The following is a 14,344-nucleotide window of genomic DNA, read 5'->3' on the forward strand; positions in this document are numbered from 1 at the left end:
GGCGGAGCCGCGGCCCGACCGGACGGCTCGGCGCGTCCGACCTCAGGCCGGGTCGGCCGCGGTCACCTCGACCTCGACGGCGTCGGGGTCGACGCCGATCCGGGCGAACTGCGTCCGGACGTGCTCGCGGGCCGCTTCGACCGCCTGGTCGCGGGTGTCGAACCCGCGGGGCATCGGCTCCTCGAAGGCGACGCGGATCTCCTCGCCGTCGACGACGAGCGGCGAGCCGCCGCTCTCGACCTCGTAGAAGGAGTCGCACACCCACACGTACGGGGCGTCCTCGTCGGGCGCGCCCTTGTACGCGGGCGGCTCCTCGCCGCGCTCGAACACCGTGCCGGTGAGGTCCGTCCCGCCGCCGCTGCCGCGAACGAGTATCATGCCACAGGTATGGGGTCGAGCCGGATAAGGGCCCCGTGACCGGCGCTCTGCGCCCGGTCGTGGACGGGCGGCGGCCCAGGGCGCGAGGGCAAACGCTTTCGGCCCGGCGACCGGTGGATACGCCATGACGCTGGAGGATTTCACCGAGTTCAGCGGTGACGACGACGCCGACGGCCGCGCGGACGATGTCGACTCCGCGGCCGACGGCGGAAGCGCCGCTGACGCCGCTGACGCGCTCGGGGACGCGTCGTCGGCCGGGTCCGGGTCCGACCCGAGCGGCGACGCCGAGGACGAGTTCGCCGCCTACGACGCGACGCCGGCCGGCAGCGACGCGGGGCTCGGCGTCGTCTCCGTCTCGCAGGGGCTCCGCGTGGCCGAGGAGGAGGAGGAGACGTCGCTGAAGGCGTTCGTCACGACCGGGAACCGCGAGTCGGTGCGGCTCGGGAAGTACCTCCTGATCCCGTACCCGGACGGCGAGCGGCTGTTCTGTCGGATCACGGGGCTGGAGTACGCCCAGGAGTTCCAGTCGGACGACGCGACCGAGATCCACGCCCGCCGGCAGATGCGCCGCGACGAGTTCGCCGAGCGCGACTACAAGTTCGTCGCCGACCTGGAGCCGATGTCCGTCGTCTACGGCGAGGGCGACTCGATGAAACGGCGGATGACCGACCGGGTCCCGAAGCCCGGCGCGGTCGTCGAGGAGGCGGCCGACGACGCAGAGATCAAGACGGGGCTGAAGATCCCCGACGACGGCGTCTTCCTCGGGCACCTCTCCGTCGGCGGCGAGAAGGTCCGGACCGCCGCTGAGCCCCCCACGGTCGACTACCGCGTGAAGGACGACTACGCCGACGGCGACCCGCTCGCGTTCCGGCACACGCTCGTCGCCGGCGGGACCGGGTCCGGGAAGACCCACGCCTCGAAGAACGTCCTCCGGCAGTACCTCGACGACGACCGGACGTACCCGATGGGCGACGGCCGGGAGTCGCGCATGGCGGTCGTCCAGTTCGACCCGCAGGACGAGTACGCGCAGATGCACGACGACAACCCCGACCTCGACGACGGCTTCGCCCGCCGGCTGGAGCGGGAGGGGATCGCCCACGGCGGCCACGACGACACCGTCGCCTTAGTGCCCCGCGTCGCGAACGCGACGTACCCCGGCGAGGGCCACCGCGCCGAGCGCGTCGAGTTCACCATCCCCTTCTCGCTGGCGCGGGACATGCCGTGGCTCGTCGCCGGCTCCGGGCTCAACGACAACCAGTACCCGGCCCTCCTGACGCTGCTCAACCGCTTCTTCGACAGCTACGGCGACTCGGGGACGTACAGCCAGTTCCTCTCGTACCTCGACGACCCAGCGCTGAAAGAGGAGCTCCACGAGAGCGGCCGGGTCCACGAGGCCACCTTCGACGCCGTCAAGCGTCGGGTCCGGGGCGTCCCGAGCGGCGTGTTCGACCAGGACGCGAAGCCGATCACGGAGCTCGACCACACGCTCGTCCGGCCGGGCGGCCTCTCGGTCGTTCCGACCTACCACCTGCCGACCTCCCGGCAGAAGGAGATCGTCGTCCTCGCGGTCGCGGGGCTGCTCATCGACGACAAGCTCTCGAACGACCCGGACAGCGACCGGATCAAGGAGACGCCGCTGTTGGTCGGGATGGACGAGGCCCACAACTTCCTCGCCGACGCCGACAACGTCCAGGCGCAGAAGGTGGTCCAGAAGTTCACCGAGGCGGCGAAGCAGGGCCGCAAGGAGCGGCTCGGCCTGTTCCTGATCACCCAGGACCCGCAGGACGTTGCCGAGTCGGTGTTCAAGCAGGTGAACACGAAGGTCGTCTTGAACCTCGGCGACGAGGACGCAATCTCCAGCGTCAACATCCCGACGAACCTCGCCGGGAAGGTGCCGTACATGGAGAAGGGACAGATGGTCGTCTACTCGCCCGACAACTCCGAGCCCGTCGAGCTGATCGGCCTCTCGGAGTGCGTGACGCGGCACGACTGACGGCCGGCCGCCCCGGGCCCGTCGGGTCGCCGACGGGGGTCCCGACCCGACTCAGACTCGCACGACCAGCGTGTCCGCCCACCGGTCGCCGAGCCGCTGGCTGTTCGGCGAGTCGGCGATGAACACGACGCCCGCGAGGATCAGCAACAGCGAGGCGCCGCCGACGATCTTGGTGACGTTCCGGACGACCGCGGCGACGGCGGAGACCTCGTCGCCGTCCGTGTCGACGACTCTGATCCCGACGACCCACTTTCCGGGCGTGTGTCCCCAGACCGCCTCCGACGCGACGTACCAGCCGAACGCGACGAGGAGGAACACGAGGTCGGCGAGGACGGCCGAGACGGCGCCGACCGCCAACGAGACGACCGCGGCGACGGCGACGCTCGCGACGATGTCGACGAGCCACGCGCCGCCGCGAGCGGTGACCGACGCAAGCTGCGACTGCGCGTACGGGGTACTCATACGAGACGGACGAACCGGCGCTCGGCAAGTGTCTTGTGACCGACCGCTCTACGGTCCCGAGACGCCCCGATTCCGGCGGATTGTCGCCGGCCCGGAGTCGCCGTCGCCCTTTTTATCCGGTGCGGGCGAATTCCCGCGCATGAGCAAACGTATCCTCGTCGCGGTCGACGGGTCGGAGGAGGCCGCCGAAGCGCTCTCGTTCGCCGTCGCCGAGTGGCCCGGCGCCGACCTGACGGCGCTGTACGTGGTCAACCCGGCGGACTCGACCACCGGCGCGGAGGGCGGGTTCCCGGGCGCCGCGGACCAGTGGTACGAGAGCGCCACCGCGCGCGGCGAGCGCGTCCTCCGCGAGGCGGCCAAGTCCGTCGACCGCGATATCGACACCCGCATGGAGGTCGGCCGCCCGACGGCGACCATCCTCGGCGTCGCCGCGGGGGAGACGGAGCCGACCACGGACCGCGACCAGCCCGCCGACCCGGAGCCGTTCGACCACGTCGTCGTCGGGAGCCGCGGCCGGACCGGGCTCTCGCGGGTTCTCCTCGGCAGCGTCGCGGAAGGGGTCGTCCGCCGCGCCGAGATGCCCGTGACGGTCGTCCGCTGAGGATTACTCCTCGACCGCCTCCGCCGCCTCCGCTTCGACCACCTCGCCGACCATCGACCAGCCCTCCTCGTCGGGCCCCGACCGACCGAGCAGGATCCGCTCGTAGTCCTCGGAGCTGATCAGGCGGAACTCGGCGTCCGCGTCGGCGTCGGTCCGAGTGCCCTCGCCGCGGAACTCGCGCTGGAAGAACTCGGTCGACGAGAACTCGTAGACGCCGGTCTCGCCCGAGTCGAGTTCGAGCCGCACCGGGCGCGGCTGGACGTTGTGGATCCGCTTCGCGATCGGGTGTAGATCCGGCATACCGACAGGTGGGAGCGGTCAGAATAAAAGCCGTCGGCTCCGTCGGTCGCGCAGCGTGACCGACGCCGCCCGGCCCGGGGCGCCGCCGTACTACTTTAATACCTCACGGCGCGTCACTGCCGTGAGAACCACCATGTTAGAAGCATCGCTCAGCTATCTTCGCGACGGCGACGACGCCGTCACTACCGCCGTCATCGGCGGGCTCCTGCTGCTCGCGAGTCCGCTCATCATCCCCTCGATCCTCGTCTTCGGCTACGTGGCCCGCGTCATTCGGCGCACCGCCGGCGGCGACGACGAGCCCCCGGCGTTCGAGGCGTGGGGCGACCTGTTCGTCGACGGCCTGAAGGCGTTCGTCGTCGCGTTCGTCTACTCGCTGCTGCCGCTCGGGGTCCTCGCGGTCGCCGGGGCCCTGACCGTCGGCGCGTTCGTCGTGGTGCCCGGGACCGGCGACCCCGGCGCCGGGACGTTCCTCGGCACCTTCGTCGTCGGCGTCGTCGTCCTCGTCGCGGGGCTCGTCGCCCTGGGCCTGTCGCTCGTCGGGCTCTACGTGACGCCCGCGGCGCTGGCCGCGGTCGCGGACTCCGGGAAGGTCGGCGACGGCTTCGCCCTCGGGACCCTCTGGGGCGTCGTCACGAAGCGGGCGTACGCGACGGGGTGGGTCACCGCGGCGGTCGTGGTGCTCGCCGGCGCCCTCGCGGTGGGCGTGTTCTCCGTGGTCCCGATCCTCGGGACGATCGCGGGGGTGTTCGTCCAGTTCTACGCGTTCGCGGCGGCGGCCGCCATCGTCGGGTGGACGTGGACCGACGTGCGCCCGGTCGGGACGGAACCGCCCGAGACGGAGCCCGCGGAACGGCCCGCGGTGTAACGGGGTCGAATCGAAATCGCCGCAGAAGGACGGGACTCGCGAAAAGGGGCGGCGTTACTCGTCGAGGACGTCGTCGTACTCGCCGGCGTCGACGCGCTCGTCGAACGTCCGGGCGTCCTCGCCCTCGATGGTGACGCCGAGGGAGGCGCAGGTGCCGCCGACCTCCTTGGCGGCGGCCTTCGTGTCGTACGCGAGCAGGTCGCTCGACTTCTGCTCGGCGACCTTCTTCACCTGTTCGATCGACATGTCGGCGACGAAGTTCTCCTGCGGCTCGCCGGAGCCGGTGTCGAAGCCGGCCTCGTCCTTGATGAGCTCCGCGGTGGGGGGCACGCCGACCTCGATGGTGAAGGAGCCGTCGTCGTCGTACTCGACGGTGACGGGCACCTCCATGCCGTCGAAGGCGGCGGTCTCGTCGTTGATCTCCGCGACGACGTCCTGGACGTCCACCGGCGTCGGTCCGAGCTCGGGACCGAGCGGCGGGCCGGGGTTGGCCTGCCCGCCGGGGACGAGCGCTTCGATAGTTCCAGCCATGTCCGTACGAACCCGTCGCCGACTTTTAACGGTTGTTCTTTCGGGTAGGGGGAGTCAGCGGTTCGCACACCGTACGCCTGGGTTCCCCGGCGGTGAGCCGCTCGCTCGGCGATGCGTGCCTGTCCGGTCTGGTTTCGTATATCATCACTCAACGTCGCGCGATACCCCGTCGACGATCATATCGTCTATCTACAAGACACCGGCTGCGGACCGACGCCGAACGCCTCCAAAGCCCCAGCCGCGAGGAGGCCGTACGCTCGCTGCGCGCTTCAGTCGCTCGCGTTGCTCGCTCTTTCCAATGCTTGCGTCACCTACGGCCTCCTCGCGACTGCCCCTTTGAATCCCACCCCGCACCGCACGGCCCCCGCCTCGCACCTCCCCAGCCTCGCGGTTCGCTCGGGCTCCCTGCGGTCGCCCCTCGCTCACCGCGTCCCTCGCGCGTGCTGCCTCGCGACCTCCGCTTTGCTCCGGTCGCTCGCAGGCACGCGCCACCGCAGTCCGAATTCACAAATCGCTCTTATAGATCAGTCAGCGAAACCGACAGTGGAGTCCGCACCTACGAGTCAACGACGCCCGACGGGTCGGTCCCTCTCGCCTCGTCGGCGACGCGGCCGGGGAGGAACGTCCCGGTCTCTCGGCGGACGCCGAGGAGGAGGACGCCGCCGGCGAGCAGCGGCAGGGCGGCGCAGGCGGCGTATATCGGCGTGAAGCCGACCGCCTCGATGAGGGGGAGCGACACCATGGGGCCGAGGCCGCCCCCCACGTCCCCGAGGACGTTGTTCGTCCCCGAGGCGCGACCCATCCGCTCGTCGGGGGTGAGGTCGGCGAGCAGGGCCATCATCGGGCCGCTGGTCCCGCCCTGGCCGGCGCCGATGAAGACGCAGGCGAGCCCCAGAGAGACGACCGACCCGGCCCGGGCGAGCAGCAGGAACCCGACGAACGAGACCGCGAGGAACGTCAGGAGGATGGGCGTCCGCGACTCGCGGGTGTCGGAGATTCGGCCGCCGGCGAGCATGAAGGCCGCGGCCGAGACGACCGTGCCGGCCATGAACAGCCCGGAGGTCCCCTGCGGGGCGAGGCCGAACAGCGAGATGTCGTTCGCGCCGAGGAACAGCACGAGCGTGGAGAACAGCGCGCCGATGTACGCGAACATCAGCCCGAAGTTGACGAGCCCGACCGTCAGGGCCGGGACGGCGGTGTCGACCTCCCACGGCTTGATCGAGTCGCCGGAGCGGTCCCCGGTGACGTGCGTCTCCGGGACGTACCTGTACGCGACGACGCTGGCGGTGAGCGCGAAGGCGGCGGCGACGGCGAACGCCGCGACGTTGCCCGCGACCGCCGAGACGACCCCGCCGAGCACGAGGCCGGCCGGGAACCCCATCGTGATCCCGCCGCGGACGATCCCCATGTTCGTCCCGCGGTCGCCGCTGTCGGAGAGGTCGGCGGCGATGGTGTACGCGGTCGCGAACACCGCCGCGGAGCCGAGCCCCCAGAGGACCCGCGCGAGCAGGAACCACGCCTCGGGAGCGATCCCCGCCGGAACAGCGAGCGCGACGACGTACCCGAGCGTGGCGACCCCCTCGACGAACAGGCCGACGACGAACGGCGTGCGCGTCCCGTACCGGTCGACGAGGGCGCCGGCCGGCGCGTTCGCGACGAGCCGCACCCACCGGTTCGCGGAGAGGATCGCGCCGACCATGAACGCCGAGATGCCGAGGACCGCGCCGAGGTTCGGGAGGATCGGGAAGACGACGCCGCCGCCGAAGCCGACGAAGAACGTGCTCGCGATCACCGCGAGGAGGACCGGCGGCGGCCGCTCGAACCCGAAGCGGGTCATTCGGTGGCGTCCGCGGCGGCGCCGCTTCCCGGCTCGTCGGCGTCGCGCCGGAGCGCATCGATCGCCGCGTCGAGCGGCGGCAGTTCGACCCCGTCGGCGAGCAGCGGGCCGACGATCCGCCGGAGCGCCGCCTCAGCGACCTCGCGGGTGTAGCCCTCGCTTTCGGCGTCGCGCTCGGCGCCGGCGAGGGTGATCTGCCGGGTCCGCGCGCCGTCGAGGGTCGCTACGAGCAGCGCCGCCGTCTCCTCGACGTCGACGTCGCGGAAGACGCCCGCCTCGATGCCGTCCGCGAGGATGTCGGCGACGGTCCCGCGGAGCAGCCGGTCGCTGCGCGCCAGTTGCTCGCGGATCCGCTCGTTGAACGGACCCTGGGTGCGGAGCTCCAGCAGGGCGATGTGGAACGCCTCGCGGTCGGCCTCGTCGGGGGCGAAGACGAACCACCCCACGAACTGGACCAGCCGGTCGACGGGCGGGTCGTCGGCGCGGGCCGCGATCCGGTCCTCGGAGTCGGAGATGATGTACTCTAGGAAGGCGACGAGCAGGTCCTCCTTCGTGTCGTAGTGGTAGTGGAGCAGCGACTTGCTCTTCGAACACTCGTCGGCGATGTCCTGCATCGTCAGGTCGGCGTAGCCGTGAGCGCGGAGGGCGCTGTACACCCCGTCCATGATCTCCGCGGCCGCGCTCGGCGAGTCGCTCATTGACTGACCGGTCAGTCAACAAACGGTAAATTCCTATCGGTCGGGGGCGGTCGCCGCCGAGACCGCTCGGCGCCGCGAGCGACGCCCGCCCGCCGCAGGGCGCGTGACGGCGCCGCCGCTCGGGGGTCGAGAACAGTCGAAAAGCCGATTCGCCTCGGTGTCGCCGACTTACAGACGGGTGACGTTCGACGCGCGCGGACCCTTGTCCGCCTCCTCGATGTCGAACTCGACTTCCTGACCCTCTTCGAGGTCCGGGCCGCCGACGTCCTCCATGTGGAAGAACACGTCCTCGTCCGCGTCGTCAGTCGAAATGAAACCGTAGCCGCCAGTGTCGTTGAAGAAGTCAACTTCGCCTTTCGCCATTGCGACCGTAGAAGCGGGACTGTGACATATAAGGCTTCCGCGACGATCCGCGGCGTGGAACGCCCTCGCACGGACCGCGTTCGCGGATCGGATCCGTCTCGGAGTTCGGCCGCTTGACCCCCGCCTCATCCCCGATTCCGTGCCGATCGGAATGGTCCGGAATCCGGCCGCGCAGGCCGCCGTGTTAGTAACTACTATACCAGCGCGGTTCAGAACCGTTAGGTATGAGTCAGTCGTACAATCGAGGCCTCATCGAGGACTTCGGCCGCTGGCGGGAGTTCGAGGCGGGGATGTGGGCGTGGATCTTCCACAAGTTCACGGGATGGGTGCTCATCGGGTACCTGTTCACGCACATCGCCGTCCTGAGTACGGGGATCCCGGCCGCCGGTGCCAGCGAGGCGGCGATCGCCGCCGGAAACGACGTGTACACGCAGACCATCGTCTCCTTGGAGGGGCTGTTGCTCGTGCGCCTCCTGGAGGTCGGCCTGCTCGCGGTGGCGGTCTTCCACATGCTCAACGGGACGCGACTCCTCCTCACCGACCTCGGCATCGGGCTGGACGCACAGGACAAGAGCTTCTACGCGTCGCTGATCCTCACGGGAGCGATCACCGTCGCGTCCGTCCCGACGTTCATCGCGGGGGCGTTCTGAGATGGCCGAGCGCTACTCCTCGTTCCAGTCGGGCGGCCGGATGTGGTTCCTCCAGCGGGTCACGGCGGTCTTCCTCTTAGTCGTGTTGGCGTTCCACTTCTTCCTGCTCCACTTCGTCCACCACGCCGACGAGGTGTCGTTCCTCGCCAGCTCCGCCCGGATGGAGCAGCTGAGCTACTACTCCCTGATGATCCTCTTCCTCGTGACCGCGACGTTCCACGGGGTCAACGGCGTCTACAACGCCCTGGTGAACCAGGGACTCACCGGCACGAAACGCACCGTGATCAAGTGGACGCTCGTCGCCGCGAGCGTCGTGCTGATCGCGCAGGGAATCCGCACCGCGAACGCGTGGGCGGGCATCGGACTCTACTGAACCGACAATGAGCACGCAAATTCCGAAGCAGACCGAGGAATCGACCGAGACCGAGACGGAGCCCGCTTCGAAGGGCGACGAGCGCCGCGCCGAGAAGCGGCGCCGCGCGGCCGAGCGCCGCGAGCAGCGACAGGAGGAGGAGGCGGAGAAGGCGGCCGCCGACGAGAGCACGGTCGAGCTGAAGGTGTTCCGCTACGACCCGCAGGTCGAGGGGAAACAGGAGCCGCGCTTCGACACGTTCCACGTCCCGTTCACGAAAGGGATGACCGTCCTCGACGCGCTCATGTACGCGCGCGACACGTACGACTCCTCGCTCACCTTCCGGCACTCCTGCCGGCAGGCCGTCTGCGGCTCGGACGCCATGTTCGTCAACGGCGGGCAGAAGCTGGCGTGTAAGACCCAGATCTCGGACCTCGAAGAGCCGGTCCGCGTCGAGCCGCTCCCGCACGCCGAGGTGACGAAGGACCTCGTCGTCGACATGGAGCACTTCTACGACCAGATGGAGGCCGTCGAGCCGTACTTCCAGACGAACGAGTACCCGGACGGCGAGCTCGAAGAGCAGCGCCAGGACCGGGCGAACCGCGAGAAGATCAAGATGTCCACGCGCTGTATCTGGTGTGGCGCGTGCATGTCCTCGTGTAACATCGCCGCGGGAGACAACGAGTACCTCGGGCCGGCCGCGATCAACAAGGCGTACCGGTTCGCGATGGACGAGCGCGAGGGCGAGGAGATGAAACAGAAGCGCCTGGAGATCATCGAGCAGGAACACGGCGTCTGGCGGTGTCAGACCCAGTTCTCCTGTACGGAGGTGTGCCCGAAGGACATCCCCCTCACCGAGCACATCCAGGAGCTGAAGCGGGAGGCAGTCAAAAACAATCTGAAGTTCTGGTAAACCCGACAGACAGTATCAAGGGACTCCGGAACTTACGAAATTACATATCAACCATGTACGAACACGACGTCGTCGTCGTCGGGGCCGGCGGGGCGGGACTCCGGGCGGCGATCGCGGCACAGGAAGCGGGCGCGGACGTGGCGATGGTGTCGAAGCTCCATCCCGTCCGGTCCCACACCGGCGCGGCAGAGGGCGGCATCAACGCGGCGCTGCGCGACGCCGACTCCTGGGAGGACCACGCGTACGACACGATGAAGGGGTCCGACTACCTCGGCGACGCGCCCGCGGTCGAGGCGCTCTGCAAAGAGAGCCCCGAGGAGGTCATCCGCCTCGAACACTGGGGGATGCCGTTCTCCCGCGAGGACGACGGCCGCGTCTCCCAGCGGCCGTTCGGCGGCCTCTCCTTCCCGCGGACGACGTACGCGGGCGCCGAGACCGGCCACCAGATGCTCCACACGATGTACGAGCAGGTGGTCAAACGCGGGATCACGGTGTACGACGAGTGGCACGTGATGGACCTGGCGGTCACCGACGAGGACGACCCCGCCGAGCGGACCTGTCACGGCGTCGTCGCCTACGACATCCAGAGCGGCGAGATCAGCGGGTTCCAAGCCAACGACGGCGTCATCCTCGCCACCGGCGGGATGGGCCAGGTGTTCGACCACACCACGAACGCGGTCGCCAACACCGGCGACGGCGTCGCGATGGCGTACCGCGCGGGCGTCCCGATGGAGGACATGGAGTTCATCCAGTTCCACCCGACGACGCTGCCGTCGACCGGCGTCCTCATCTCCGAGGGCGTCCGCGGCGAGGGGGGAATCCTCTACAACAGCGAGGGCGAGCGGTTCATGTTCGAGCACGGCTACGCGAACAACGCGGGCGAGCTGGCCTCCCGCGACGTGGTCTCCCGCGCCGAGCTGACCGAGGTCAACGAGGGGCGCGGCATCGAGGACGAGTACGTCCACCTCGACATGCGCCACCTCGGCGAGGAGCGCATCCTCGACCGCCTGGAGAACATCCTCCACCTCGCGGAGGACTTCGAGGGCGCCGACGGGCTCACGGAGCCGATGCCGGTCAAGCCCGGCCAGCACTACGCGATGGGCGGCATCGAGACGAACGAGTTCGGCGAGACCGTCATCGACGGGTTGTACGCCGCCGGCGAGTGCGCCTGCGCCTCCGTCCACGGCGCGAACCGCCTCGGCGGGAACGCGCTGCCGGAGCTCATCGTCTTCGGCAAGCGCGCCGGCCGCCACGCCGCCGGCGAGGAGATGGGCGAGGCCGAGATCGAGACCGGCCGCTCGGGCGACTGGCAGCCGGCCGACTACGAGTTCGGCGTCGAGGTCGGCGAGACCGGCGGCTCGGGGCCCGCAGCGGCCGACGGCGGCGCCGTGGCGACCGACGCCGACAGCGTCCTCGGAGCGGCCGTCGACCGGGCCCAGGAGCGCGTCGAGGAGCTGCTCTCCCGGAAGGGGCGCAACCACGCGGAGATCCGCTCGGCCGTCCAGGAGACGATGACGGCCAACGTCAACGTGTTCCGCGAGGAGGGCCGGTTGGAGGAGACGCTCGAAGACCTCCGCGAGGCCCGCGAGGCGTACAAGGACGTCGCGGTGTCGGACCCGTCGCGGACGTTCAACACCGACCTCATCCACACCATCGAGACGCGGAACATCCTCGACATTGCGGAGGCGCTCACGATGGGCGCGCTCGCGCGCGAGGAGTTCCGCGGCGCCCACTGGCGTAAGGAGCACCAGGAGCGCAAAGACGAGGACTGGCTGAAGCACACGCTCATCTCGTGGAACGACGGCGAGCCCGAGCTGTGGTACAAGCCGGTCGTCCTCGAGGGCGAGAACAAGACGTACGAGCCGAAGAGCCGCTCGTACTGAGCCGTCAAACGACGCGCGGCCGCCGGCGACTCGCTTCGGTATCCCCTCGCTTTCACCCGATCGATCCGGATCGTTCACGGTCTCCTATCCGTCGACGGTCGAAACCGGCCGTCGATACGCGTCGATTTCCGGTTCGTTAATCGACGTTGCCCGCACGAGCCCCGAGGGAACCGGCGGAAGACGTGCTCTCCTATGCCTTCCGGCGATTTCGACGAACGTTGAATAGGGGATTTATTATCGTCGAACTACACTGATCGGACAAGATGATCGAGACGGAAACCGCGTCCGCGGCCGCCCCGGCGTTGCCCCGGGAGCTCCAGTCGCCCCGCGCCAAACTCGTGTACCTCTACCTGACCACGAACGGCGACGCCACGGTCTCGGAGATGGGCGAGTCGCTCGGCATGAAGAAGCTCTCCCTGTACAGCATCCTGAAGACCCTCCGCAACGAGGGGCTCGTCGACTGCGACGGCGACTGTTACGTCCCCAACTGACCGCGGCCGCGGCGCCGACCGAGCGGCCCCCCGGCTCGCGACCTCCGGCCCGCGACGTCGCTGTTCTCCCTTCGCGCTCCCCGCCGCAGCGGAGCGTTTAGGGTGGCGGAGCGCCCACGTCGACCGTGGACGCGAACCAGACGGAGTTCGAGAACCCGTTCGCGATGGACACCGACTGCGAGAACTGCGAGGCGCTGTGCGGCGCCCGCGACCGCGTCGTCCACGGCTACGGCGACGTCGGCGCCGAGTTCCTCGTGGTCGGGACGGCGCCGACGGCGGCCGCCGAGCGCAACGGCGTCCCCTTCACCGGAGAGGGGGGCGGCGAGCGCGTCCAGGCTATCTTCGCCGACCTCGGCTTCGTCCGGTCTGCGCCGGGCGCCGCGGAGCCGGACGTACAGAACGTCTTCTTCACGAACCTGACGCGGTGTCGCCACCCGGAGCGCGGGCCGACCGACCGCGAGGTCGACACCTGCGAGCCGTTCCTCAACGCTGAGATCCGGATGATCAACCCCCAGATCATCGTGCCGGTCGGCGAGCGGCCGCTCAGGGAGCTGGCCGTCGAGTACACGACGCGCCAACCGGACTCCTTCGACGTCGACGCGGAGCACGCGACGACGATCCGCGGGCGTGGGTTCGAGCTCGTGCCGATGACCGAGCCGGCCGCGATGACCGACGAGGAGGCCGACGCCTTCCGCGACCACATGCGCGAGAACGTGTTGAGCCGGGACTACCGGCAGACGAAGGGGCGGCGGAGCCGGTAGCTTTCGCGGCCCGGCCTCAGTCGTCGAGGTCGACGTCGTCTAAGATCCCCTCGGTCGCGTCCGTGCTGTCCGCGCCGAACGCGCAGTCGACGAGGATGTGCCCGCCGAGCGTCGACGGCGAGATGACCTGATCGGCGCCGGCGCGGCGGAGCTTGTCGACGTTCTCCCGCTGCGTCGCCGCCGCGACGATCCGCACGTCCGGGTTGAGCTGGCGGGCGGTGAGGATGGCGAGCGCGTCGCGCGCGTCGTCCTCGGTGGCGGCGACGACGGCGCGGGCCCCGGCGACGTTGACCCGTTCGAGCGGGTCGACGTCGCTGGGGTCGGCGGTGTACACGGGCACGTCGCGGTCCGTGAGCCGCCTGGCGACGTTTTCGTCCGGCGTCACCACCGCGTACTCGACGCCGTCGCGGGCGTCGAGCTCTTCGAGGATCGGTTCCGTCAGGTCCCCGTAGCCTAACACGAGGACGTGGTCGTCGAGGAGGTCTATCTGTCTGTCTGTCATTTTCCCGAGCGCCTTGGAGAGCTGCGCCTCGATTGCGGGCGTGAGGAGGACCCCGAGCGCCACCGCGAAGGCGGCGACGTTCACCACGAGCGACGAGAGCGCGAACAGCTGCGCGATGTCGGAGGCCGGGCCGGTCGCCGGGTGGACGTCCCCGTACCCGACGGTCGAGGCCGTGACCACGGTGAAGTAGAACGCGTCGACGATCGTCTCGATCCCCTCGAACTGGTCCCTGAGGGCGTACGAGCCGACCGTTCCGTACGCGACCGCCCCGACGAGCGCCGCGCCCGCGGCCAACTGCGTGGGCGAGGGGCTGAACCGCCGGTCGAACCGCCCCCGGTTGATCACGAGCGTCGGCGCGGACAGGACCGACAGCGCCACGAGCGGGAACGACAGGACGGACGCCTGTAACAGCCCTTGAAGCGCCGTCAGCGGCAGCAGCACCGCCGTGGAGTACCACCCCACCCGGTACCCGTCCCGCAGCGCGAACCCGCTCGCGAACATCGCGAAGCCGGTGATCGTCCCGGTGAACCCGACCGTCTGCCGGACGACGCCGCCGACGTACGGGGCGAGCGGGCCGTCGACGCCGAGCCCGCCGATCTGCGCGAGCCCGGCGAGGATGGAGAGGATCGCGACCCCGAACGTCAACGCGATCGACGCGCGGACGGTAACCCAGTCCCGGGTCAGCTCCATATCCCCGGGTCGCCGAGACCCAACTTAAACCCCGCGAGGCCGGTCCGACCCGCTCGCCGCCGGCGGGAACGGCG

At 69.8% G+C, this 14,344-nt stretch carries 17 protein-coding genes; 9 read left to right on the forward strand and 8 right to left on the reverse strand.

Annotated elements, in window-relative coordinates:
* Nucleotides 1–42: 42 nt before the first annotated feature.
* Nucleotides 43–378 (reverse strand): DUF7113 family protein, encoded by a 336-nt coding sequence (locus AMR74_RS03910; protein ID WP_053770739.1) that lies wholly within the window; start codon nucleotides 376–378, stop codon nucleotides 43–45.
* Nucleotides 379–502: 124 nt separating this feature from the next.
* Here AMR74_RS03910 and AMR74_RS03915 point away from each other — a divergent pair, with 124 nt between their 5' ends.
* Entirely contained in the window at nucleotides 503–2,371 is a 1,869-nt protein-coding gene (locus AMR74_RS03915; protein ID WP_053770740.1) for an ATP-binding protein, read from the forward strand.
* Nucleotides 2,372–2,422: 51 nt separating this feature from the next.
* Here AMR74_RS03915 and AMR74_RS03920 read toward each other — a convergent pair whose 3' ends face one another.
* A complete protein-coding gene (locus tag AMR74_RS03920) occupies nucleotides 2,423–2,833 on the reverse strand; it encodes an RDD family protein (protein ID WP_053770741.1) in 411 nt (136 codons plus the stop codon).
* A gap of 139 nt (nucleotides 2,834–2,972) precedes the next feature.
* Between AMR74_RS03920 and AMR74_RS03925 the strand changes: the two genes are divergently transcribed.
* The gene (locus AMR74_RS03925) at nucleotides 2,973–3,434 is read left to right on the forward strand and encodes a universal stress protein (protein ID WP_053770742.1); all 462 of its coding nucleotides are present in this window, start codon (nucleotides 2,973–2,975) and stop codon (nucleotides 3,432–3,434) included.
* Nucleotides 3,435–3,437: 3 nt separating this feature from the next.
* Here AMR74_RS03925 and AMR74_RS03930 read toward each other — a convergent pair whose 3' ends face one another.
* Nucleotides 3,438–3,734, reverse strand: coding sequence for a transcriptional regulator (locus AMR74_RS03930; RefSeq protein WP_053770743.1), 297 nt, complete (start codon nucleotides 3,732–3,734; stop codon nucleotides 3,438–3,440).
* Between the two features lie 133 nt (nucleotides 3,735–3,867).
* Here AMR74_RS03930 and AMR74_RS03935 point away from each other — a divergent pair, with 133 nt between their 5' ends.
* Nucleotides 3,868–4,599 (forward strand): DUF4013 domain-containing protein, encoded by a 732-nt coding sequence (locus AMR74_RS03935; protein ID WP_053770744.1) that lies wholly within the window; start codon nucleotides 3,868–3,870, stop codon nucleotides 4,597–4,599.
* 54 nt (nucleotides 4,600–4,653) lie between these two features.
* Here the strand turns inward: AMR74_RS03935 and AMR74_RS03940 are convergent, their stop codons facing one another.
* From AMR74_RS03940 to AMR74_RS03955, 4 genes are all read right to left on the reverse strand, one after another.
* Nucleotides 4,654–5,130 carry a 50S ribosomal protein L11 gene (locus AMR74_RS03940; RefSeq protein WP_053770745.1) on the reverse strand — a complete coding sequence of 159 codons (477 nt, stop codon included), beginning with the start codon at nucleotides 5,128–5,130 and terminating at the stop codon, nucleotides 4,654–4,656.
* 556 nt (nucleotides 5,131–5,686) lie between these two features.
* Nucleotides 5,687–6,967, reverse strand: coding sequence for an MFS transporter (locus AMR74_RS03945; RefSeq protein ID WP_053770746.1), 1,281 nt, complete (start codon nucleotides 6,965–6,967; stop codon nucleotides 5,687–5,689).
* Entirely contained in the window at nucleotides 6,964–7,665 is a 702-nt protein-coding gene (locus AMR74_RS03950; RefSeq protein ID WP_053770747.1) for a TetR/AcrR family transcriptional regulator, read from the reverse strand. The genes AMR74_RS03945 and AMR74_RS03950 overlap by 4 nt, the downstream gene beginning before the upstream one ends.
* 168 nt (nucleotides 7,666–7,833) lie before the next feature.
* Entirely contained in the window at nucleotides 7,834–8,028 is a 195-nt protein-coding gene (locus AMR74_RS03955) for a cold-shock protein (RefSeq protein WP_004596869.1), read from the reverse strand.
* A gap of 224 nt (nucleotides 8,029–8,252) precedes the next feature.
* Between AMR74_RS03955 and sdhC the strand changes: the two genes are divergently transcribed.
* From sdhC to AMR74_RS03985, 6 genes are all read left to right on the forward strand, one after another.
* Nucleotides 8,253–8,678 carry a succinate dehydrogenase, cytochrome b556 subunit gene (sdhC, locus tag AMR74_RS03960; RefSeq protein ID WP_053770748.1) on the forward strand — a complete coding sequence of 142 codons (426 nt, stop codon included), beginning with the start codon at nucleotides 8,253–8,255 and terminating at the stop codon, nucleotides 8,676–8,678.
* Nucleotide 8,679: 1 nt separating this feature from the next.
* The gene (locus tag AMR74_RS03965; RefSeq protein ID WP_004596874.1) at nucleotides 8,680–9,051 is read left to right on the forward strand and encodes a succinate dehydrogenase hydrophobic membrane anchor subunit; all 372 of its coding nucleotides are present in this window, start codon (nucleotides 8,680–8,682) and stop codon (nucleotides 9,049–9,051) included.
* Nucleotides 9,052–9,058: 7 nt separating this feature from the next.
* The gene (locus AMR74_RS03970) at nucleotides 9,059–9,943 is read left to right on the forward strand and encodes a succinate dehydrogenase/fumarate reductase iron-sulfur subunit (RefSeq protein ID WP_053770749.1); all 885 of its coding nucleotides are present in this window, start codon (nucleotides 9,059–9,061) and stop codon (nucleotides 9,941–9,943) included.
* Between the two features lie 53 nt (nucleotides 9,944–9,996).
* Nucleotides 9,997–11,826 carry an FAD-binding protein gene (locus AMR74_RS03975; RefSeq protein WP_053770750.1) on the forward strand — a complete coding sequence of 610 codons (1,830 nt, stop codon included), beginning with the start codon at nucleotides 9,997–9,999 and terminating at the stop codon, nucleotides 11,824–11,826.
* Between the two features lie 263 nt (nucleotides 11,827–12,089).
* A complete protein-coding gene (locus tag AMR74_RS03980; RefSeq protein WP_053770751.1) occupies nucleotides 12,090–12,317 on the forward strand; it encodes a helix-turn-helix domain-containing protein in 228 nt (75 codons plus the stop codon).
* Between the two features lie 125 nt (nucleotides 12,318–12,442).
* Nucleotides 12,443–13,078: a uracil-DNA glycosylase gene (locus AMR74_RS03985; protein ID WP_053770752.1), complete on the forward strand. Its 636-nt coding sequence runs from the start codon at nucleotides 12,443–12,445 to the stop codon at nucleotides 13,076–13,078.
* 16 nt (nucleotides 13,079–13,094) lie between these two features.
* On the opposite strand, the gene AMR74_RS03990 is transcribed toward AMR74_RS03985, so the two are convergent.
* On the reverse strand, nucleotides 13,095–14,270 hold the full coding sequence (locus AMR74_RS03990) for an NAD-binding protein (RefSeq protein ID WP_053770753.1): 1,176 nt from the start codon (nucleotides 14,268–14,270) through the stop codon (nucleotides 13,095–13,097).
* Nucleotides 14,271–14,344: the final 74 nt, after the last annotated feature.

The sequence above is a fragment of the Halorubrum tropicale genome, from assembly GCF_001280455.1.
Taxonomy (GTDB): Archaea; Halobacteriota; Halobacteria; order Halobacteriales; family Haloferacaceae; genus Halorubrum; species Halorubrum tropicale.

What these genes read in the sequence shown, in the direction of transcription:
- AMR74_RS03910 (WP_053770739.1), bottom strand. Translation starts at nt 378, where the DNA reads ATGATACTCGTTCGCGGCAGCGGCGGCGGGACGGACCTCACCGGCACG.
- AMR74_RS03915 (WP_053770740.1), top strand. Translation starts at nt 503, where the DNA reads ATGACGCTGGAGGATTTCACCGAGTTCAGCGGTGACGACGACGCCGAC.
- AMR74_RS03920 (WP_053770741.1), bottom strand. Translation starts at nt 2,833, where the DNA reads ATGAGTACCCCGTACGCGCAGTCGCAGCTTGCGTCGGTCACCGCTCGC.
- AMR74_RS03925 (WP_053770742.1), top strand. Translation starts at nt 2,973, where the DNA reads ATGAGCAAACGTATCCTCGTCGCGGTCGACGGGTCGGAGGAGGCCGCC.
- AMR74_RS03930 (WP_053770743.1), bottom strand. Translation starts at nt 3,734, where the DNA reads ATGCCGGATCTACACCCGATCGCGAAGCGGATCCACAACGTCCAGCCG.
- AMR74_RS03935 (WP_053770744.1), top strand. Translation starts at nt 3,868, where the DNA reads ATGTTAGAAGCATCGCTCAGCTATCTTCGCGACGGCGACGACGCCGTC.
- AMR74_RS03940 (WP_053770745.1), bottom strand. Translation starts at nt 5,130, where the DNA reads ATGGCTGGAACTATCGAAGCGCTCGTCCCCGGCGGGCAGGCCAACCCC.
- AMR74_RS03945 (WP_053770746.1), bottom strand. Translation starts at nt 6,967, where the DNA reads ATGACCCGCTTCGGGTTCGAGCGGCCGCCGCCGGTCCTCCTCGCGGTG.
- AMR74_RS03950 (WP_053770747.1), bottom strand. Translation starts at nt 7,665, where the DNA reads ATGAGCGACTCGCCGAGCGCGGCCGCGGAGATCATGGACGGGGTGTAC.
- AMR74_RS03955 (WP_004596869.1), bottom strand. Translation starts at nt 8,028, where the DNA reads ATGGCGAAAGGCGAAGTTGACTTCTTCAACGACACTGGCGGCTACGGT.
- sdhC (WP_053770748.1), top strand. Translation starts at nt 8,253, where the DNA reads ATGAGTCAGTCGTACAATCGAGGCCTCATCGAGGACTTCGGCCGCTGG.
- AMR74_RS03965 (WP_004596874.1), top strand. Translation starts at nt 8,680, where the DNA reads ATGGCCGAGCGCTACTCCTCGTTCCAGTCGGGCGGCCGGATGTGGTTC.
- AMR74_RS03970 (WP_053770749.1), top strand. Translation starts at nt 9,059, where the DNA reads ATGAGCACGCAAATTCCGAAGCAGACCGAGGAATCGACCGAGACCGAG.
- AMR74_RS03975 (WP_053770750.1), top strand. Translation starts at nt 9,997, where the DNA reads ATGTACGAACACGACGTCGTCGTCGTCGGGGCCGGCGGGGCGGGACTC.
- AMR74_RS03980 (WP_053770751.1), top strand. Translation starts at nt 12,090, where the DNA reads ATGATCGAGACGGAAACCGCGTCCGCGGCCGCCCCGGCGTTGCCCCGG.
- AMR74_RS03990 (WP_053770753.1), bottom strand. Translation starts at nt 14,270, where the DNA reads ATGGAGCTGACCCGGGACTGGGTTACCGTCCGCGCGTCGATCGCGTTG.